Raw genomic sequence first — 19,589 nt, forward strand, 5'->3', positions numbered from 1 at the left:
TTCCCGGATCATATCCTTAAACGGTCACGACAATCTTTCCGACCTGCTGGTTGGCTTCAAGAAAGCGATGCGCCTCTTGAATGTCCTCGAGGGCGAACGTCTTCGCGATGATCGGCTTCAGCGCGCCCGATGCGAGGCCATCGCTGATGAACGCCTTGGCTCGGCCCAGAGCCGCAGGATCCGCGACGACCTCTGCGTAAAGGTAGCCCTTGAGCGTCAGGCACTTGCCCAGCACGGTGAACAGCGGGAACGGCGTGGGCTCCGGGCTCAATGCGCCGTACTCAAGCAGAATGCCGCCCCTGGCCATGCTCTGGGTGAGCTGTTCGAACCCGGGGCCGCCGATCGGATCGAACACCACGCGTGCGCCCTGGCCATCGGTCAGGGCCATGACGGCGGCGACGATATCCTCTTCATCGCTGACGATGACGTGCGCGGCGCCGGCGTCCAGCAAGGCCTGTTTCTTGGCCCGGGTGCGGGTCACGGCAATCGAAGTCGCGCCTACCATTCGGGCAATCTGGAAGGCCGCCAGGCCGACGCTGCTGGAGGCGGCAGTGATCAGCACAAAATCGTTCTTCGTCAGTTTGGCCTGTTCGACGAGCGCGCCCCACGCGGTGACATATTGCATCCAGGAAGCGGCGGCCTGTTCGAAGGACAGGTTCGACGGGTGTTTGACCGTCAGCTCGGCGGGCACGTTGGCCAGCTCGCCGTAGGTGCCCCATTTGGCGATGTCCAGCGGCGGAATCAGGCTGACGGCATCGCCGACCTTGAACTCGCTGACACCGGCGCCGACGGCAGCCACCACACCGGCCGCTTCATAACCGAGGCGGCTGGGAAATTGCGCTTCCTGCAGGTAGGCGTGATTGCGGAACATGACCTCGGCCCGATTCAACCCGAAGGCCTTGACCTCGATTTGCACCTCGCCGGATGCCGGAGCCGGCACATCGACCGATTCCAGTTTCAAAACGCTTGCGTCGCCGTATTCATGAATCCTGACAATGCGTGCCATGGTTACCTCTTCTGTGATCAATGAGGCCGGTGTAACCGGCCTGAATTCGCGTGAAATCGCACCTGTTGCAGCCGTGCGTGTCGTTGCCATGGCCGTCAATTTAGGCTTTGGCCTGCGCCAGATAAAGACCTACGATAGCGCAACACTAGAAACACAGGGTTTCCAATGGATCGCCTCACCTTGATGTCCGTCTTCGTCAAAGCGGTGGAGCTTGGCTCCTTCAGCGCGGTGGCGGATGAGCTCAATCTGTCCCCGCAACTGGTCGGCAAACAGGTCAAGATGCTCGAGCAGCATCTGGGTGTCTCGCTGCTCAATCGCACGACCCGCAAACAGAGCCTCACCGACTTCGGCCGTACGTTCTATCAACGGGCGAAGCTGATCCTGGCCGATATGGACGCCGCCGAAGAAATGGCCGCGATGACCCGAGGCGTACCCAGCGGCCGGCTCAGAATCAACGCGCCGGTCACCTTTGGCGTCAGCACGCTGTCGCCTCGGCTGCTGGAGTACATGGTCAGGTATCCGCAGGTGTCCGTGGATCTGACGTTATCCAACGAACTCGTTGACCTAGTGGAGGGCGGATATGACGGGGTGTTTCGAATCGGTGAACTGTCCGACAGCGGTCTGAAGGCATTGCCTTTGAAGCCTTATCAAATGGTGCTGTGCGCGGCGCCTGCCTATCTCGCCAGACGTCCACCCATCACGACGCCGCTGGATCTGCAGGAACATGAATGCCTGGCGTTTGCCTATTCGGACGGTCGCTCACACATTCGCCTCGAAGGGCCGGACGGTTGCATCGACGTGCCGATTAAAAGCAGATTGACGATCAATCAGGCCGACCCCTTGCTGTCGGCCGCGGTGGCAGGGCTGGGGGTCGTGCTGTTGCCGTTGGAACTGGTCAAGGATGCGCTGAGAAGCGGAACGCTGGTCGGCCTTCTGCCGGACTACAACGTCCCGGTCTCCCCGATGAATCTTCTGTATGCACCGGACCCTCGGCTGACGCCCAAGCTGCGAAGCTTCGTGGATTTTGCCAGGGCTGCGTTTGGCGCTGATGCGTGAAAGGGCAGCGAGGCCGTGATCAGGTTCCATCGTTCAACTCATTTCGAGTCTGTCAGAAACCCCGGATCGAATGACGTATTGGCGATCCTCGCGACGTCCGATTCAGCTTCCCATTCCACGGTGTCACCTGCAATTTCGCGCACGATCCACTGCTGTGGCGCCGTCCACGAGAGTTCGATGTATGGGCCGTTGAGCGCCTTGTTTGCAATCAGCAGCGCAACCTCATCGGCCGGGCCCGGGCACATGCCACCGACGGCGATGGGCACGCGTTCGCGAATCAGGCTCGCGAGCAGGCGCAGTCGCTCGGCCTGGGAGCTGAAAGGGACTCGATGTTCTGCGCCTGCGTTATCCGTCAGTTGCAGGTAACCCGATTCACTCGAGATCGAATGGATCAGCGCCAGATGCAACGATGCCTTGCCTTGGCCTTTTACATAACGTGATTTGATTATTGCGATTTCCTGAGGTGACGGGATGGAAGGTGTCGGGTCGCTGGTCAATTTGTTTTTTATTTGTCTGCCGCACTGCATCTTGTCATCCAGTCCCAACTCAGAAAACCTTCGGTGAAATCCAGCAGTTCCTGATCGATCTGATCGACTGTTGCATTTATCCCGGCTTGGGCCAGATCGTAGGCATCATCGAAGTAGCCGAACAGGCCAAGTACCTCCGCAAAGCCGCCACTTTCCCTCGCCCAGACTTGATACATGCGTTCAGCCAGCAGAGTGTTTAACAGGCAAATGATGGGTACGATACAGCTCAAAGTCAGGCCAAGGAAACAATATGCCGCTGCTCGTATGGGACCCGTTTGATCTGATTGGCGTACTCGGTGTCCTTCCGTCCCAGGATGAGTTTGAAACGTCGCATCGATACTCGATTCAACAAGGCTCTCTCAGACTGGAGCTGACGGTATGGCAGTACGATTCCGATGTCGAGATTCAGCTATGGGAAGCATCGCTGCCCAACCCCATCATCAAATACACTCTGCTGGGCTGCCCGGGGATCCGGGTTGTAGAGGACAAGCGCGGTAAATTCCTCGAATTTGCCGCGTCGAACACGTTCACCGGGCGATATGACGGATATTCAGTGATTCCCTACGGGCTCAGGCTCTGGGTCGATCCTCAGATTTTCCTGGAGCCATTCAGCTACACGACAGCCTGATGACTCCACTGTCGCAAACGTCGCATTCAGCACTTCAAGTGTGTTGTTGCGATGCAGTCCATTGTGACCTGGTCAGTCCGTAGCACTTGCACCAGGCCGGCGTAGTGGACAGCGTCAGTTCGGCATCATACAAGTGCACCGCACCGATTTTCATGGCGGCTTTTTGCGAGCGGATGTTCGACGGGGCGATGTGGAGGTAGACCGTGTCGTACGCCTTGAAGGCGTGTTCCACCATCAGCTGTTTCAGCTCGCGATTGGTCTCGCCACCCCATTTCGCCCGCACCAGAAAGGTATACCCGATAGCGATACTGTCCGGCAGGTCGGGCGGGGTGTAATAGCTCGACATGCCCACGATCAGCCCCGAGTCGATATCAATGACGGCCAGCGTTTTGCCGGTGGCTAGCCGTGCGGCGAAGTACGCTTCGAATACCGGCCGCTCATAGCGGTCACTGGCGGGATGGCCTGCCCAGATGTGCGGGTCTGAGGCCGCCAGAAACAGGCCTTCAAAATCGCTTTCGGAAAGAGGTTTGAGCCTAAGCGTTTTCCCGCATAAAACGGGTTGGCAGTCGAAGTCGTGCACTAGAATGGTTTCCTTTCCAGGTGAGTCGTGGGGAGGGAACCAGTCTAGAGCCACGGATTTTCAAGAAAAGAGCCAATGCGACTGATATTGATGGAGCCATCGCGCTCAAGCTTGATATCTACGGTTTCGACGCTAGAATCGCCCTGTCAAGCAAAGGCCCCGTGATCAGCCGTGCCTTGTAATCGCTGACGAAATAATTGATTCGATTGGCCAGGTACTGAATGAACAGCCAGCCCAGGCCGTGGTGATCGCGCAACTCCTCGTCGTTGAGCTTGATCAGAGCGTCGTAACTCACAAAAGACGCTTCGCAATTGACGAGCAGATACAGCGATCCGTCCTCAGCACCTAGAAGGTCCCAAAAACTGTCGTTCAGGTGATAGGTCGCAGGGGCGAGTTGAAGCCGCTTCATGTTTGATTCCCGAGAGTTTCCTTCCCCCTGAGTGCCGCCGTCATACAACGCTGTCACGTTGCAGGCTGCTCATATGCCCGATGCCCGCAGCCTTCAAACGGTTCACCAGATCATCGCGCGCTGCGCGCCCACCCGAACGAATGTATTCAAGCTCCGATGCTGTGATCAATACCACGGAAACCATTCTGACCGGGGATAGAGGCATGTCATCCAGTCGGGTAGGGAAGTCCGGTTCAGGGGCGCCCAGCAGGACGCCGGTTGAGTCGTCCTCGGTCACGAAATGTGCGGGCAGTTGATCACTCATGTGACTGGACAGGCTGAAGCCGGGAATTTCGATTGATAGCGCACCGTACTGGTCGAGTCGGTGAGTTATTCCTCCAGCGTCTGCCACCGTTTTGGCAATGTGCTCCACTAGCTCGAATGCCCAGCTGCGCTGGAAAGGGTCGACATTACCCAAGGGGCCACGGGCGTGCTCGGGTATATCGGCGGTTTCCAGGAACAACTCCATCTCGAAACCGTTGCCTGTCCCTTCAGCATCATCATCGAAAGGGTCCGACAGGCCTTCGGTGGCGATGATTATGTTGTCGCCACGGCGAATGACTCGGTAGGCCTGGCGCGTCGAGGGCCAGTAAGGGCCGCCGGAAAAGCTCGGGCTGATCATGTAGGCAAGGACATCCCGCTCCACGGTGCCGATAGATCCCCAGTAGCGATCCAGGCAGGCTTCACCGGCCATTCGGGCTGCCATGTTTGCTGCTTCAGCCTCATTCAGGTTGCCGGCAGTCACCAGTTCTTGCAGATGAAGGGCTTGTGGTGAGGCTTGGGTGTCCTGGTTAAAAGGACGTTTCAATGAGTCGAGAAGCTTCTTGAACAAACTCATGTGCGTTCCTTGCGGGTGTTGACCGGGGTGGCCTCTTTCTTATCGGTAGCTGCAGCTTTTTCCTGATGTTTCCCCACGTGGTTTTTCCACGGAAAGTACTTAACAAAAACCGAGCGATTGATTACTCCAGACTTACCCACCTGAAATCCTGGCATCTGTTGCAGATCAAGCTGTAAGCACTGAGCCGCGAGTGCCTTTTGTAACGCGGGATCCGGATGAAACGACGCTGGACGGAAATAGCTTTTTTCAAGCGTCACATCGCAGCGTGTGATTTGGCCTTTAGCGTTAGCCGTGAAATCAAAATGGGCGCTGCCGAACGCGTTGATTGAGTGCCTGGCCAACACGTTGTCCCAGAAAAATCGGCTTTCCAGCCCGGCCTTCTGGTGTGTCAGGTCGTAATCGGAAATGGACGAAGTATCGCCCTTGGCTATCAACGGCGCGATGATCTCAAGGGAGCCATCGACTGGACTCTGGAGACCTTCCGGGATTTCCGTCCAGATGCTGCTCCAGCAAACATCGGTGACCAGATTGGCGAAGTCGGGTGGAGCGCCCGGGTCAGTTGGCTGCGCTTCGCAGAACAATACGTCACCTTGCTGGCTGAGCTTCATGCGCAACTTCACGCTGCCTTGCATGCTTTCGCCATTTGCCAGGAACACACTCTCGGCCAAGGTACTGCGTAGAACCGCGATATAGCGCCTAGCCTCCATTGCCTTGATTTCTTCTGAAGTCATGTACGTTGGAGCGGACTTGCCTCCACTGTCCATATAGGCATTTATTCGCTGGTCGGTGGTCAGTTGGTGACAGCCAGAAAGCGTTACCAGGCCTGTCAGTAAAAGCAGCGGCGAGATCAGCCGACAATCGATCCATGATTTCAATGTATTGCTGATCACTCATGTGTTCCTTGAAAAAACGAGGCGCCATTTTGCCTTGAAGACAGACCGCCGTACATTTGCAATGCACATCTCGATTGATCGCAAGAATCAAACCGGACTCGGCCGCAACTCGTGCACCAGATCAATCAGCGCACGCAATCGCGCCGGCACGAAGCGATGGCCCGAGTAATAAAGCCTCAACCCGCCAAACGACGGACACCACGGCATCAGCACCGGCACCAGTGCGCCGCTTGCCAGTTCTTCCTGGATGAACCACTCGGAAATGAAACCGATGCCAAGGCCCAGCACCACGGCCTGTTTGATCGCCAGCAACTCATTGAACACAAGGCGCGCCGGCAGATCCATCTGCAATTTCTCGCCGTCGCGTTCCAGCTCCCAATGGTAGAGGCCACCGTGGGCCATGCGCATGCCGATGCTCTGGTGGGTCAGCAGATCCCGCGGGTGTTCGGGCACGCCATGGCGTTCGAGGTACTCGGGCGTTGCCACCATGAGCATACGGATGTCGCCTGACAGCGCCACCGCAATCATGTCTTGCGGCACGGACTCTGCCAGGCGGATCCCGGCATCGAAGCCCCCGGCGACGATGTCGACCATGCTTGCCTCGCTGACGACGTCGATGCGCATGTCGGGATAGCGCTGAGCGTACTGATAGAGCAGCGGCTCCAGCAGCAGATAGGCCGCGCCGTGTGGTGCATTGATACGCAGTGTGCCGCTGGGTTCGTCGAGACCGACGCTGGCCTCTTCGCCGGCACTCTTGATCTGCGCCAGGGCCGGGGCGATGCGCTCCACATAGCGCTGCCCGATGTCGGTGAGGGCAACGCTGCGTGTGGAGCGATTGAACAGGCGCACCTTCAGGCGCGCTTCGAGGCCGGCCACCGCGCTGCTCACGGCAGTTGTGGACATGCCCAGTTCCTGTGCCGCGCCGCGAAAACTGTTGCGCCGGGCAACGGCCAGCACCACTTCCAGTTCGGTCATTCCTGTTCTGTGCATGGATTGTCCTGAAAATAGGGATGCTTCATAAATCAAAGGATAGCTTATCGGAACAATCAACTCTTCTTAGACTTCGCTTCATCGAGACTCGCTTCAAGCGAGTCGTTTTCAGCGAGGAGTTGCCATGCAGCGAATTGAACACATCTACATCAACGGCGAGTACGTCCTCCCACACGGTCAGGAATGGTTCGACCTCCATAACCCGAGCACCGAGCAAGTCATCGGTCAGGTTCGACTGGGCGATGCACTCGACGCCCAGCGCGCCATCGCCGCCGCCAAGGCTGCGTTCCCGGCCTGGTCTCGGACCACGCGTGAGGAACGCATCGCCGCCCTGCAACGCATGCATAAGGCCGTGGCGGCCAGAGAAGAAGAACTGCTGGAAGCCATCCTTGAGGAGTACGGCTCGCCTGCGGTTCGCGGGCGCTGGATGGCGACGTATCCGGCAGATGTGATTGCGCAAGCGATCGAGGCGCTGGAGGCGTTCGACTTCGAAGAGCAGGCCGGCATGGCCAGGGTCATTCTGACGCCCGTGGGCGTGACCGGTCTGATCACACCGTGGAACAGCAATGCCGGCTTCATCTGCAACAAACTGGCTACCGCACTGGCGGCAGGCTGCACCGCCGTCATCAAGCCCAGCGAGATGAGCGCGTTGCAGACGCAGGTCGTGATCCGGGCGTTGCACGAAGCGGGGCTGCCACCGGGTGTCTTCAATATCGTCAACGGACGGGGCGATGTGGTTGGCGAGGAAATCGCCCGTCATCCCGACGTTGCCAAGATCTCGTTCACGGGGTCGTCCGCAGTCGGCCAGCATCTGGTCAGAACCGGCGCCGACACCCTGAAACGCGTGACCCTGGAACTGGGCGGCAAATCGCCCACCGTGGTACTCGATGACGCGGATTTCCAGGCGGTCATGCCGCTGGCACTGCACGCCGGATTTCTCAACAGCGGCCAGGCCTGCATCGCCGGCACTCGCATTCTTGTCCCACGTTCACGGCTCGCAGAGTTCGAGCAGGCTGCGAAAGAGGGCGTCGCACAGTTTCAATCGGGCGATCCGCGCAACGCCGACACCGATATCGGCCCGATGGTCAGTCAGAAACAATGGGAGCGGGTGCAGCGCTACATCCGTATCGGTCAGGAGGAGGGGGCGAGGTTGCTGGCGGGTGGCGAAGGTCGTCCGGAAGGCCTGCACGCCGGATGGTTCGTCAAGCCCACGATCTTCACGGACGCCAACAACCAGATGCGTATCGCGCGTGAGGAAATTTTCGGCCCCGTGCTGACGATCATCCCTTACGAGGACGACGCCGATGCGATCAGCATTGCCAACGATACGGACTATGGGCTGAGCGCTCTGGTGCTGGGCCAGAACCCCGAACGCTGTGTGAATATCGCCCGTCAGATCGATTCGGGACGCGTGCTCATCAACACCCTGGCCCACGAACCGCGCGCCCCTTTTGGTGGCTTCAAACACTCGGGCATGGGGCGCGAAATGGGCAAGTGGGGGATGAGTGCGTATCTGGAACCTAAGACATTGATCACCCATGACGCGGTGAAGTGAACGCTGTGTGTGGCATCGGAAACCGGGCGGAATTCATTCCTGGTTTCCAGCAGCGTTACGAATGATTGCCCAGGTTTGAAGTTGACCGTCCATGCTGCTGTATCGCAGCATGGCGCCTCCCGAACACCAAGCCTGGAAACTCATGTCTGACCCTTTGGATCTTGATGAATTGTTGGTACATGTCAGCGATGAAGCCTCGTTCATTCGCTTCATCCAGGCGCTGGGTGCTGATTTTGCCCACGAGCGATCACTGGAAGAGCTGTCACCTTCAACGCCCCATGGGGCAGGCGCTTCAGAGTGGGAAAACGGATCCGTTGACTCGTTTCTCGATGCAGCGGCTGCGTGGGCTGATTCAAGCAGCCGGTCCATCTCGAACGAAAGTGCGGTATCGAACGTGTGGCAGCGTTGCGCAGCCATTCTGCTGGCCGGAAAGTTTTATGAGTGAGCCGCACGCGACCTTCGCGTCTGGCCGGAAGAGCCCCATGCCCGGAATGCTACCGGACAACGAACTCAAGGCGCTTTCGGTGGAAGCCGAGGTCAATGGATTAACGCTGAGTGATCTTGCCGTCACGTGCGCGAAGTTCGGAATGACACCGCGAGATCTACTGAACGAGCTCTCCGTAGCGATTGCGGAAGGCTATCTGGAGGGATCGCTGAACTATGAATTTTGCGATGGCGTGATGAACGGAATCGTCGAATCGAGCTTGCACCTCTGGCCGTCACCCGCATCCATCGATCACACCGACTCATCCGCCGAACACCAACGATTACGCCCCAGCCGCTTCGCCTGATACAGGCAGGTATCCGCCGACTGCAGCAGCATGGCCGGCGTCACTGTGTCGTCAACCGGATGGCGGGTCGCAATGCCGGCGCTGGCCGTGACGTACCCGAGGGGATGCCCGGAGTGTTCCAGTTCCAGCGAGCGGATGGCTTGCAGGATGTCCTCGGCAACTTGAATGGCGCCGGCGTTCTCGGTGTTGGGCAGCAGCACGGTGAACTCTTCGCCACCGTAGCGGACGGCGAGGTCGCCGGGGCGTTTGACCGCTTGCTGGATCGCGCGTCCGACGGCGTTCAGGCAGTCGTCGCCGGCGGCGTGGCCGTAGCGGTCGTTGTAGCGCTTGAAGTGGTCGACATCGAGCATGATCAACGACAGCGATGAGCCCTGGCGCCGGGCCAGGCGAATCTCGTCTGCCAGCGCGTTGTCCAGGCGCCGACGGTTGCCGAGGCCGGTGAGGCTGTCGGTCAGTGCCATGTCGCGCATGGCCTGATGCGCGGAACGGATCTCCCGTTCCATCGCGATCCGCTGGCGCAACTGACTCAGTACGATCAGTCCAAAACCGGCGAGAACCAGGATCAGAAAAATCAGCACGAAGCCGTTTTTCAGCAGGTCCCGACGCCATGGCGCGGTGATGGAATCTTTCGACAGGCCGGCCTCAACCACCAGCGGATAGGTGGTCAAGGCGCGATAGCCATAAAGCCGTTCAGTGTCATCGACCACCGCTCGGATCTGGGCGATGCCTTCGTTGGAGGCGGGCAGGTAAGTCTTGAAGATCTCGCTGTTCGCCAGGCTTTTGCCCACCACAGAGGCGATGAAAGGACGGCGGACCAGAATCGTGCCGTCGCGCATGGCCAGCACCAGTGCGCCTTTGTCATCGATGCGGAAATCGCCGTAATAGTCGACGAAATAACTGACCTTGACCGTCCCCAGCAGCACGCCTGCGAACGAGCCATCAGGGTTGTTCAAGCGGCGGGAGATGGGAATGATCAGGTCATGGGTGGAGCGGCTCTCGACCACCTGGCCGATGCGCACTTGCCGGTCCTCATGGGTACGGTGGTACTGGAAATAATCGCGGTCGGCGTTGTTGGCCGTTTCTGGGGTGACCTCTTTGTCGGTCACGATCCAGTGGCCATCCGGGCCGTAGATGAACAGGCCGTGCAACTGCGGCATGATTTTCGATTGCTGCACCAGCAGCTTGTGAATGCGCGGGACATCGAGGTTCTGCAGTCCGTCACCTTCGACGCGCTCGGCCAGCCCGGCGGTGACCACATCGACCTGGCGAATGGTGTCTTCGGCGTGCTGGGCGGTGGCGCGGGCCAGGTTGGTCACCGAATCGCGCGCAGACGCAAAGACCGAACGATAGTCACGCCACGTCCGCCAGCTCTCGACCGCCAGAAACGCCACGACCACAACCAGCATGAAGCTGACCGTCAGCCGAAAGGTCGAACCGGCCTTCACGGCTTTGCTGGCGGGGCGCTGCGCCTTGTTTGCAGTTGGCTCTTGCGTGTTGCGTCCGAGCATCAACTTTTCCTTGAATGTCGTTCTGAACGTAATGCTGGCGAACATTATGACAAGGATCGGCAGGAAGTTCGGCGCAGCCTTGTAATTGCTCATTACTTTGGCTGGATTGTCTCTTCTGGGTTGACGGTTAAACGCTTTGCAGGTGATTTATCGCTTTCAGGCGAGTCATTAATCTGTGCCCATCTTGAACGCAAGCGAACTTCCACAACTAAAAAGGGATTCAACATGAGCACTGCAACCTACGACCGCCTGAACAAAGACGACGCCGTGGTTCTGCTGGTCGATCACCAGACCGGTCTGATTTCGCTGGTCCAGGACTTCTCACCGAACGAGTTCAAGAACAACGTGCTGGCACTGGCCGACCTGGCCAAGTTCTTCGAGTTGCCGACCATCCTCACCACCAGTTTCGAACAAGGCCCGAACGGCCCGCTGGTGCCGGAACTCAAGGAAATGTTCCCGGATGCGCCGTACATTGCCCGCCCGGGCCAGATCAACGCCTGGGACAACGAAGACTTCGTCAAGGCAATCAAGGCGACCGGCCGCAAGCAGATCATCATTGCCGGTGTGGTGACCGACGTGTGCGTAGCGTTCCCGACCTTGTCGGCGCTGGCGGAAGGGTTTGACGTGTTCGTGGTGACCGATGCCTCCGGCACCTTCAACACCACCGTGCAACAGGCCGCATGGAACCGCATGACCCAGGCCGGCGCGCAGATGATGAACTGGTTCTCGGTGGCCTGCGAGCTGCACCGCGACTGGCGCAACGACATTGAAGGGCTGGGCAACCTGCTGTCGCAGCGGATTCCGAACTATCGCAATTTGATGAATGGGTATGCGGCGCTGACGGCTCGTCAGGGTTGATCGAATACTGCAAAAAAACGAAAGGCCTGCCCTCAAAAGCAGGCCTTTCGCGTTTTCAGAAACGATCCAGCCTGTAAGGCCCGACACTCGGCAGCTCCTCACCCCGAGTCGCAGCCAGCGGCGAAACCATCCGCAACACAAGCTCCGCCGTCACCGCCGCCTGGGTCAACCCCAGATGCTGATGCCCGAAAGCGAGCAGCACCTTGCCGTCGTCTGTCTGATCGATGATCGGCAGCGAGTCCGGCAGCGAAGGCCTGAACCCCATCCACGGTGTGGCCGCCTCGGCACTCAACGCCTCACGGAACAACCCCTTGCTCAACCGATGCAACTGCCAGGCGCGTGCCATGGTCGGCGGTGCTTCAAGCCCGGCGAATTCGACGGTGCCCGCCAGGCGCAAGCCTTCAGACATCGGCGTCATGATGAACTTGCGTTCCAGTGACGTGACGGGGAAGGGCAGCCGGCTGTGTTCCTGAGGCAGCATCAGGTGATAACCGCGTTCGGTGTCCAGCGGCACTTTCTTGCCCGTCAGCGCGGTCGTCAGCCTGGCCGAGTGAGCACCGCAGGCGATCAGTACTCGACGGGCGTTCAAGTTGCCGGTTCCGGTATTGAGCGAAACGCCCTGTGCATCCAGTTGCCCGCCCTCGACCCGTTGCTTCACAAACTGCACGCCGCTGGCCTTCGCGGCGCTGACCAGTTCACACACCACCCGGTACGGATCGACGAAGTGCCCGGTGCTCGGGAAAAACAGTCCGCCCTGAAGGTGTTCGCTCAGTTGCGGCGCGCTGTCACGCACCGCGGCCGCTTGCCATAAGTCGACCGGGACTTGTTGCTGACGCAAGCGCGCCTGCAACGCTTCAATGGCCGGGCGGGAGTCGGGTCGTTCGAACACCAGCAACGAACCTTCGACCTTCAGCAGATCGGGCCGCTGGATGTCACCGAGCAACCGGTGCCAGGCATCCAGCGAGCTTTCATTGAGCGCGCGCAGACCCGCCACCGTGCGCTGAAACGGCGCCGACCGCAGATTCAGCAAGAGGCGAGTGAACCAGGGCATGGCGTGGGGCAGGTATTTCCAGTCCAGGCGCAGCGGCCCCATCGGGTCCATGAGCATGGCTGGCAAGCGCTTGAGGATCGACAGATCGGCAATCGGAAAAACCTGCTCGGTCGCCAGGTGCCCGGCGTTACCGAACGATGCGCCGTGACCGGGTTCCTGCGGGTCGATCACGACCACCTGCAAGCCCTGCTGCGCCAGGCGCAGTGCGCAGGCAACGCCGATGATGCCGGCGCCGACCACGGCGATGTCATGGGTGATGTTCGGCATGGTTTCAGGCTTCCCTTTGGCCATCGAGCAAGCGTCGCAGCGCCAGTGGATTGGCCTGTTTGAGTGCGGAGGGCAGCAAGGCGTCGGGGAAGTCCTGATAGCAGACCGGGCGCAGGAAACGCAGGATCGCCGCCGTGCCGACCGACGTGGTGCGCGGATCGGACGTGGCCGGGAACGGCCCGCCATGCACCATCGCATCGCACACTTCCACACCGGTCGGCCAGCCGTTGACCAGCAAGCGTCCGGCCTTGCGTTCCAGTGTCGGCAGCAATGAACGGGCCTGATCCATATCCTCGTCATCCAGATGCAGCGTGGCGGTCAGTTGACCTTCCAGCTGTTCGAGCACCTGACGGGCCTCATCGTGGCCGGCGCATTGCACGACCAGAGACGCCGCGCCAAAAGCTTCGGCTTGCAGTGCGTTATCGGCAAGAAAATCCGCAGCATCGGTGACGAAAACATGGGCCTGACCCTGGTTCGGACCTGTTCCTCTCTGACCGACTACTGCAAGGCGAGCACGCGGATTTTCCGCCAGTGCATTCACGCTGGACTCGAAAGCATTGAAGATCCCGGGCGTGAGCATGGTCTGGGCCGGACTGCGCTGGATGAGTTCGGCAGCGGCGCCAATGAAGGTGTCCAGCGCCGGCCCCTTGAGGGCGATGACCAGGCCGGGATTGGTGCAGAACTGTCCGGCGCCCAACGTGAGCGAGGCGACAAATCCTTCGGCCAGCGCTTGCGGGCGATTGTGTAGCGCGGCGGGAAACAGCAGCACCGGGTTGATCGAACTCATTTCTGCGTACACCGGAATCGGTTCGGGGCGAGCCTGAGCCGCTTTGATCAGTGCGAGGCCCCCACTGCGCGAACCGGTGAACCCCACTGCTTTGATGCGTGGATCGCTGACCAGCGCAATGCCGACTTCGCGCCCGGAACCGTACAGCAACGAGAACACGCCCTCAGGCAGACCGCACGCCTTGACGGCTCGAGCCACCGCGCGGCCGACCAGTTCGCTGGTGCCGGGGTGAGCGCCGTGGGCCTTGACGATCACCGGGCAACCGGCGGCCAGTGCCGAAGCGGTATCGCCGCCAGCGACGGAGAACGCCAGTGGAAAATTGCTCGCGCCGAATACCGCCACCGGCCCCAGCGCAATTTGACGCTGACGCAGATCCGAACGCGGCATTGGCTGACGCTGTGGCTGGGCGCTGTCGATGCGCACATCCAGCCATTCGCCGGCTCGTACAGTGCGAGCGAACAGCCGCAATTGCTGGCAGGTACGCCCGCGTTCGCCCAGCAGTCGAGGGCGCGGCAGGCCGGTTTCGGCCATGGCGCGTTCAATCAACTCATCGCCGAGGGCTTCGATTTCGTTGGCAATGGTTTCGATGAATTCGGCCCGTGCGTCGAGCGCGGTTTCGCGGTAGCGGTCGAATGCGGCCCAGGCCAGTGCGCAGGCTTGTTCGACATGCTCGGCGGAACCACCGGCGTAAGCGGGTTCCAGCGGCGAGTCGGTGGCCGGGTTGATTCCCTGAATGACCTCGCGATCACCCGAGATGGTTTGCTGACCGATCAGCAGTTTGCCCGTAAGAGACATGGCAGGTTCCTGGAAAAGAAAGAAGGCCCGCCGCGAATGATTGCGGCGGGCTGAAGCGAAGCAATCGGTCAGGCGAAATTCTGTTCCGCCGACCAGTTTTCGTACCAGTGACGGAACAGCGCGTACTGGGCTTCCGCGTAGCGACGCTGCGAGTCGCTCAGGGCATCGGTCTCGTTGAAATGCAGGGTGTATTCCTTGTCGCCGTTGAGCACCATCAGGTGCTTGTAATACAGCACCAGATCCGTGCCTTCATCGAAGGACGAAAGCACCGCCAGCGCCGATTCCAGCTCCCGCGCCTGACGCCGGGCCTTGGCATCACCCTTGGCCGCTTGTTTGCTCAGCGCCACCAGTTGCAGCACTTCGCGGGGCAGGGCGTTGCCGATGCCGGTGATCGCCCCGGTGGCGTTGCAGTTGACGAAGCCGTGCACCACTTGAGTATCGACACCCACCATCAGCGTCACGTCATCGTCCTTGGAGGTGATGTTTTCGGCGGCGTAACGCAGGTCGGCGGCACCGCCGAATTCCTTGAAGCCGATCAGGTTCGGGTACTCGCGGCGCAGTTCGAAGAACAGGTCGGCGCGGGTCGCGAAGCCGTAGTAAGGGCTGTTGTAGATCACCGACGGCAGGTTTGGAGCAGCCTGCAGAATCGCGGCGAAGTGAGCTTTTTGCGCGGCGAGCGATGCGCCACGGGACAGTACCCGTGGAATCACCATCAAACCCTGAGCACCGACTTTTGCGGCATGGGCGGCATGGGAGACTGCTTCACGGGTGTTGATGGCGCCCGTACCGACAATGGTCGGAATCCCGGCAGCCACGAGACGCGCCACGCCTTCCTGACGCTCGGCCTCGGTCAGCAGCGGCCAGTCACCCATGGAACCGCAATAGACCACGGCGCTCATGCCGGTATCGATCAACTCGCGACCCTTGGCCACCAAGGCGTCGAAATCCGGTTTGCGTGCGGCGGTGCACGGGGTCATCAGGGCGGGCATGCAGCCGGTGAAGATGTTGTCGCTCATTATTGTTCTCCTTGGAACGGTCATTCAGATAGGTTTGGAAAAGCAGCGCAGCGGCTCAGATGCCCCACGCGAACGGATCTTCTTCGTCGATCAGCAGCGTGCTGTCGGCGGTCATATAGGCGCGGCCGGTGATGAACGGGCGCACGCGTTCACCTTCCCATTCGAAGCGACCTTCGAACTGGCTGCCGGTGATGCTCGCTTGTACCCAGCGCTCGCCGGGCGCCAGTTTTTCGTCGGCGGCCAGGCACGCGAGTTTGGCGCTGGTGCCGGTGCCGCACGGTGAGCGGTCGTAGGCTTTGCCGGGGCACATGACGAAGTTGCGGCTGTCGGCGTGGTCGTCATCGGCGAACAGTTCGACATGGTCGATGATTGCGCCGTCCTCGCCATGGATGCCTTGGTCTTCGAGGGCCTTGAGCATTTTCCAGGTGAAGTCGGTCAGGGTTTCGACGTTGTCCATCGTCAGCGTCTGGCCGTGTTCGGAAACCAGGAAAAACCAGTTGCCGCCATAGGCGATATCACCGAGGAAGCGGCCGTATCCCGGCACCTCAACCGCCACTTGTTTGCGCAATCGATAAGCCGGCACGTTGCCCAAGGTCACGGCGCCGTCTTCATGCAACGTCGCGCTGACCGGGCCGACCGGCGTGTCGATCTTGTGCACGCCCGGGGCGATCAGCCCCAGGTGCTGCAAAGAGGCGATGAGGCCGATGGTGCCGTGGCCGCACATGCCCAGATAGCCGGCGTTGTTGAAGAAGATCACGCCGCAAGTGGCATCTGGCGACACCGGTTCGCAATACAGCGCACCGACCAGCACATCGTTGCCGCGCGGCTCCAGCAGACAGGCCCGGCGCCAGCGGTCGTGCTGATTGCGCAAGGCGTCGCGTTTTTCAGCCATGGTGTTGCCGGGCAGATCGGGGAAGCCTTTCATCACCAGACGCGTGGGTTCGCCGCCGGTGTGCGAATCAATGACGTGTACTCGTTTCATGATCGTGTCCCTTCAAGAGATTTCAATAAGCGCCGGCAGCGCGCGGGTTGGCAACGGAGGCCGGGGACGTCGAAGTGACTTCGCTTTCATCCTCTTCGGACTCCAGGCGCAGCAGATGCGCCGGTACGCCAGTGGCGGCGCCCCAGTAATAAATGCCGGTGGCGAAAGCGGCGACGACCAGCGTGTCGAAAGGGTGGGCGAGGATGCCCAGACCGCCGAAAGTGCCGAGTTTCGACAGGACGATAGTCACGGCATAGAAGGCGATCAGCCACGCGGATGAGCGCACTTGATGGGCAAGACTCAGATGTTGGTTCGGTACGAAACGACCACACAGCAGGTACACGACAAACATCAGGATTTGCAGGCCGAGCAGCCAGGACACGGTGTCCCAGCCCGACCAGTAGACGATCAGCGCGGCGATGATGAACGACACCGGCCCCAGCAGACCCATGCACTTGACTCGGAACGGGCGCGGCATGTCGGGTGCATTGCGACGCAGCGCGGCGACGGTGACCGGGGCTACGGCGTAACTCAATACCAGTGCGGCGGACACCACGTTGATCAGCGCTTCCCAGGACGGGAACGGCAGGGTCCAGAACACCGACAGGGCAAAGGTCAGCCACAGTGCCGGGCGCGGGATGCCGGACTTCTCATCGATGCGGGTGAAGACTTTGAAGAAGGTGCCGGTCTGCGCCCAGCCATAGATGACCCGTGGCGTGGCGTTCATGTAGATGTTGCCGCAGCCGCTGGGCGAGATCACCGCGTCGGCCACCACCAGATAGGCCAGCCAGCCCACGCCGAGCGCCAGGGCGATGTCGCGATACGGCAGGGCAAATTCCTTGGAAACCCCGGCCCAGCCATTGGCGAGCAATTCGGTAGGGATGCCGCCGAGGAAGGCCGTTTGCAGCAACACGTAGATTGCAGTCGATAGCAGCACCGACAGGATCAGCGCAATCGGGATGGTGCGCTGGGGATTTTTCACTTCACTGGCCACCGAGATGATCGGGGTCAGGCCGAGGTAGGCGAAGATGACGCCGCCAGCGGAAACGGCCATCTCGATGCCCGAGAGCCCGAAGGGGGCGAAGCCTTGAACCTGGAAGTTCTCGGGTTTGAAGAAGGTGAACAGCACTCCGATCACCAGCAGCGGCACGATGAACTTGAACACGCTGACCAGATTGTTGGCCTTGGCGAAGGTTTTCACGCTGCGGTAGTTGAGCAGGAAGAACACGCAGAGCAGACCGAACTGCACCAGCCACCCCAGTACCGTCGGATCACCGCTGCCGGTTTTGGTCAGGCCGGGAAACCACGCCGCCGCATATTGGCGAGAGGCAACCACTTCGATCGCCACCAGGCTGGAAAACGCGATCAATGTGATAAAGCCCATCAGATAGCCGAGCAGCGGCCCGTGGCTGTAGACCGGATAACGCACCACACCGCCAGCGCGAGGCAACGCCGCGCCCAGTTCGCAGTAGACGATGCCCAGCAGCAACACGGCGAAACCGCCCAGCAGCCAGGAGAAAATCCCCGCCGGCCCTGCAATCGCGGAGACGTGACTGGCCGCGAACAACCAGCCCGAACCGAAGATCGCCCCGAGCCCGATAAAGGTGAGGTCGATCAATGAAAGTTGTTTTTTGAACTTGCCTTGGCCTGACATGGCATCGCCTTCTTGTGAGTTATTGGATAGGCAGGTGTGAAGTCACTGGAACGGCTAAACAGTGAACTCATCAGGCGTCGGGCGATTGATGTTTTGCGCAAGTCTGGAAGACGAAATCAGCACAATTGCGTTGAACGACAGCAGGCCTCGACAGGCTGCGGACGTTGCTGCAATCTGCACGCGAACGCCGTACGGCAGGCCGTTGGCCGATCCATCCGCGAAGGAAGACACTGACGATGCAGAGCGCATTTTCGATCCTGTGCCAGGGCGATGAGCGTCATCGCCCCGAGACCCTCGAAGCGCTGCTGGCCGGCGTGGCGGCGCTGTTGCCGATGCTGGATGTGATTCCGAACGCGGTGATTTTCATCAAGGATGTCGAGGCGCGGTACGTCATGGCCAACCGCACGCTGGTGCAGCGCTGCGGGTTGAAAGACCTGAAACCGTTGCTCGGCAAGACCAGTGCGCAGGTGTTTCCCGCGCAACTTGGGCCGGGCTACACCGAGCAGGATCGGCGGGTATTGGAAGAAGGGTGGGTGCTGGAGGATCAGCTGGAATTGCACCTCTACGGTAGCCGCGAGCCGGGCTGGTGCCTGACCCATAAGCGACCGTTGTACAACCGCGATGGCGCGATCATCGGTCTGGCGGGGATTTCGGTGGATCTGCAATCGGCCAGCGAAACTCACCCGGCCTTCGAGCGTCTGGCCGCTGTCGACGAACACATCCGCGCGCATTTCAATCGCCGGGTGACGCTGGGCGAGCTGACGCGGATCGCCGGTATTTCCGTGGCGCAACTGGAGCGCTACTGCAAGCGGGTATTCCACCTCACGCCCCGGCAGATGATCCAGAAAGTGCGGTTGGAACATGCCCATCGCTTATTGCACACCGACCTGCCGATCACCGAAGTTGCCCTGCAGTGCGGCTACACCGACCACAGCGCCTTCACACGCCAATTCAAGGCCTCGACCGGATTCACACCGCGACAGTACCGGCAGGCGACGGAGCAATGAACGGTTTTCGGGTTATTGCGGATAAACTGAGCCCGTCAGTCCCAAGTTGCGCAGGTAAAACGAGATGAACCGGATACAGATACGCCATTGCGCGTATTTTCTTTGCGCGATCATGCTGACGTTGATGACAGGCTGCTCCAGCAAGGCTCGCTATGCGACCGTGGGTGATCGCTGCTATGCCAAAGCGGTGCCGACGATGGGCGAGGGTGGCATGGCCTGGGGATCGACCCTGGGCCAGGCGCAGAAAAAATCCATGGATAACTGCATGCGCTACGCCGGCCGCTCCGGCGGTACGCCCGGTACCTGTCAGGTGGTGGTGTCCAAATGCAAGAATTGATAAGGCGCGATAGCC

Annotated in this window: 23 protein-coding genes; 9 read left to right on the forward strand and 14 right to left on the reverse strand. The window is 60.2% G+C overall.

Annotated features, from left to right (window positions below):
* Positions 1–16: 16 nt before the first annotated feature.
* Positions 17–1,006 (reverse strand): zinc-dependent alcohol dehydrogenase family protein, encoded by a 990-nt coding sequence (locus tag AC07VV_RS01710; RefSeq protein WP_495035007.1) that lies wholly within the window; start codon positions 1,004–1,006, stop codon positions 17–19.
* Here AC07VV_RS01710 and AC07VV_RS01715 point away from each other — a divergent pair.
* Positions 996–1,190 carry a hypothetical protein gene (locus tag AC07VV_RS01715; protein ID WP_495035008.1) on the forward strand — a complete coding sequence of 65 codons (195 nt, stop codon included), beginning with the start codon at positions 996–998 and terminating at the stop codon, positions 1,188–1,190. The two genes, AC07VV_RS01710 and AC07VV_RS01715, sit on opposite strands and share 11 nt — an antisense overlap.
* A complete protein-coding gene (locus AC07VV_RS01720) occupies positions 1,172–2,062 on the forward strand; it encodes a LysR family transcriptional regulator (RefSeq protein WP_495035009.1) in 891 nt (296 codons plus the stop codon). The genes AC07VV_RS01715 and AC07VV_RS01720 overlap by 19 nt, the downstream gene beginning before the upstream one ends.
* 38 nt (positions 2,063–2,100) lie before the next feature.
* Here the strand turns inward: AC07VV_RS01720 and AC07VV_RS01725 are convergent, their stop codons facing one another.
* A complete protein-coding gene (locus tag AC07VV_RS01725; RefSeq protein ID WP_495035010.1) occupies positions 2,101–2,607 on the reverse strand; it encodes a hypothetical protein in 507 nt (168 codons plus the stop codon).
* On the reverse strand, positions 2,568–2,765 hold the full coding sequence (locus tag AC07VV_RS01730) for a hypothetical protein (protein ID WP_495035011.1): 198 nt from the start codon (positions 2,763–2,765) through the stop codon (positions 2,568–2,570). Before AC07VV_RS01730 ends, AC07VV_RS01725 begins: the two co-directional genes overlap by 40 nt.
* 74 nt (positions 2,766–2,839) lie before the next feature.
* Here AC07VV_RS01730 and AC07VV_RS01735 point away from each other — a divergent pair, with 74 nt between their 5' ends.
* The gene (locus AC07VV_RS01735) at positions 2,840–3,217 is read left to right on the forward strand and encodes a Ypar14, super integron cassette (RefSeq protein ID WP_192560578.1); all 378 of its coding nucleotides are present in this window, start codon (positions 2,840–2,842) and stop codon (positions 3,215–3,217) included.
* A gap of 34 nt (positions 3,218–3,251) precedes the next feature.
* Here AC07VV_RS01735 and AC07VV_RS01740 read toward each other — a convergent pair whose 3' ends face one another.
* From AC07VV_RS01740 to AC07VV_RS01760, 5 genes are all read right to left on the reverse strand, one after another.
* Positions 3,252–3,797 carry a GNAT family N-acetyltransferase gene (locus AC07VV_RS01740; protein WP_495035012.1) on the reverse strand — a complete coding sequence of 182 codons (546 nt, stop codon included), beginning with the start codon at positions 3,795–3,797 and terminating at the stop codon, positions 3,252–3,254.
* A 118-nt stretch (positions 3,798–3,915) separates the two neighbouring features.
* A complete protein-coding gene (locus AC07VV_RS01745; RefSeq protein WP_495035013.1) occupies positions 3,916–4,206 on the reverse strand; it encodes a hypothetical protein in 291 nt (96 codons plus the stop codon).
* 40 nt (positions 4,207–4,246) lie between these two features.
* Entirely contained in the window at positions 4,247–5,083 is an 837-nt protein-coding gene (locus tag AC07VV_RS01750) for a suppressor of fused domain protein (protein ID WP_495035014.1), read from the reverse strand.
* Positions 5,080–5,973, reverse strand: coding sequence for a hypothetical protein (locus AC07VV_RS01755; protein WP_495035015.1), 894 nt, complete (start codon positions 5,971–5,973; stop codon positions 5,080–5,082). The genes AC07VV_RS01750 and AC07VV_RS01755 overlap by 4 nt, the downstream gene beginning before the upstream one ends.
* A gap of 90 nt (positions 5,974–6,063) precedes the next feature.
* Positions 6,064–6,966, reverse strand: coding sequence for a LysR family transcriptional regulator (locus tag AC07VV_RS01760; RefSeq protein WP_495035016.1), 903 nt, complete (start codon positions 6,964–6,966; stop codon positions 6,064–6,066).
* Positions 6,967–7,090: 124 nt separating this feature from the next.
* Between AC07VV_RS01760 and AC07VV_RS01765 the strand changes: the two genes are divergently transcribed.
* The 3 genes from AC07VV_RS01765 to AC07VV_RS01775 all read left to right on the forward strand — a co-directional run bounded on the left by AC07VV_RS01765 (position 7,091) and on the right by AC07VV_RS01775 (position 9,312).
* Positions 7,091–8,521: an aldehyde dehydrogenase family protein gene (locus tag AC07VV_RS01765; protein WP_495035017.1), complete on the forward strand. Its 1,431-nt coding sequence runs from the start codon at positions 7,091–7,093 to the stop codon at positions 8,519–8,521.
* Between the two features lie 91 nt (positions 8,522–8,612).
* Positions 8,613–8,966, forward strand: coding sequence for a DUF7660 family protein (locus AC07VV_RS01770; protein WP_495035018.1), 354 nt, complete (start codon positions 8,613–8,615; stop codon positions 8,964–8,966).
* A complete protein-coding gene (locus AC07VV_RS01775; RefSeq protein ID WP_495035019.1) occupies positions 8,959–9,312 on the forward strand; it encodes a hypothetical protein in 354 nt (117 codons plus the stop codon). Before AC07VV_RS01770 ends, AC07VV_RS01775 begins: the two co-directional genes overlap by 8 nt.
* Here AC07VV_RS01775 and AC07VV_RS01780 read toward each other — a convergent pair.
* Positions 9,258–10,820: a sensor domain-containing diguanylate cyclase gene (locus tag AC07VV_RS01780; protein ID WP_495035020.1), complete on the reverse strand. Its 1,563-nt coding sequence runs from the start codon at positions 10,818–10,820 to the stop codon at positions 9,258–9,260. The genes AC07VV_RS01775 and AC07VV_RS01780 overlap by 55 nt on opposite strands.
* Positions 10,821–11,045: 225 nt before the next feature.
* Between AC07VV_RS01780 and ycaC the strand changes: the two genes are divergently transcribed.
* Positions 11,046–11,678, forward strand: coding sequence for an isochorismate family cysteine hydrolase YcaC (gene ycaC / locus AC07VV_RS01785; protein WP_495035021.1), 633 nt, complete (start codon positions 11,046–11,048; stop codon positions 11,676–11,678).
* 55 nt (positions 11,679–11,733) lie between these two features.
* Here the strand turns inward: ycaC and AC07VV_RS01790 are convergent, their stop codons facing one another.
* From AC07VV_RS01790 to AC07VV_RS01810, 5 genes are all read right to left on the reverse strand, one after another.
* On the reverse strand, positions 11,734–12,996 hold the full coding sequence (locus AC07VV_RS01790) for an NAD(P)/FAD-dependent oxidoreductase (RefSeq protein ID WP_495035022.1): 1,263 nt from the start codon (positions 12,994–12,996) through the stop codon (positions 11,734–11,736).
* A gap of 4 nt (positions 12,997–13,000) precedes the next feature.
* Positions 13,001–14,578, reverse strand: coding sequence for an aldehyde dehydrogenase (NADP(+)) (locus AC07VV_RS01795; protein ID WP_495035023.1), 1,578 nt, complete (start codon positions 14,576–14,578; stop codon positions 13,001–13,003).
* A 68-nt stretch (positions 14,579–14,646) separates the two neighbouring features.
* Positions 14,647–15,594, reverse strand: a complete 948-nt coding sequence (locus AC07VV_RS01800) for a dihydrodipicolinate synthase family protein (RefSeq protein WP_495035024.1) — start codon at positions 15,592–15,594, stop codon at positions 14,647–14,649.
* 55 nt (positions 15,595–15,649) lie between these two features.
* A complete protein-coding gene (locus tag AC07VV_RS01805; RefSeq protein WP_495035025.1) occupies positions 15,650–16,576 on the reverse strand; it encodes a 4-hydroxyproline epimerase in 927 nt (308 codons plus the stop codon).
* A gap of 22 nt (positions 16,577–16,598) precedes the next feature.
* Positions 16,599–18,230: an APC family permease gene (locus AC07VV_RS01810; protein WP_495035026.1), complete on the reverse strand. Its 1,632-nt coding sequence runs from the start codon at positions 18,228–18,230 to the stop codon at positions 16,599–16,601.
* 236 nt (positions 18,231–18,466) lie between these two features.
* Between AC07VV_RS01810 and AC07VV_RS01815 the strand changes: the two genes are divergently transcribed.
* Positions 18,467–19,237: a PAS domain-containing protein gene (locus AC07VV_RS01815; protein WP_495035027.1), complete on the forward strand. Its 771-nt coding sequence runs from the start codon at positions 18,467–18,469 to the stop codon at positions 19,235–19,237.
* A 64-nt stretch (positions 19,238–19,301) separates the two neighbouring features.
* Entirely contained in the window at positions 19,302–19,574 is a 273-nt protein-coding gene (locus AC07VV_RS01820) for a hypothetical protein (protein ID WP_495035028.1), read from the forward strand.
* Positions 19,575–19,589 lie beyond the last annotated feature (15 nt).

This window comes from Pseudomonas sp. GW821-FHT02C04, from assembly GCF_059421845.1.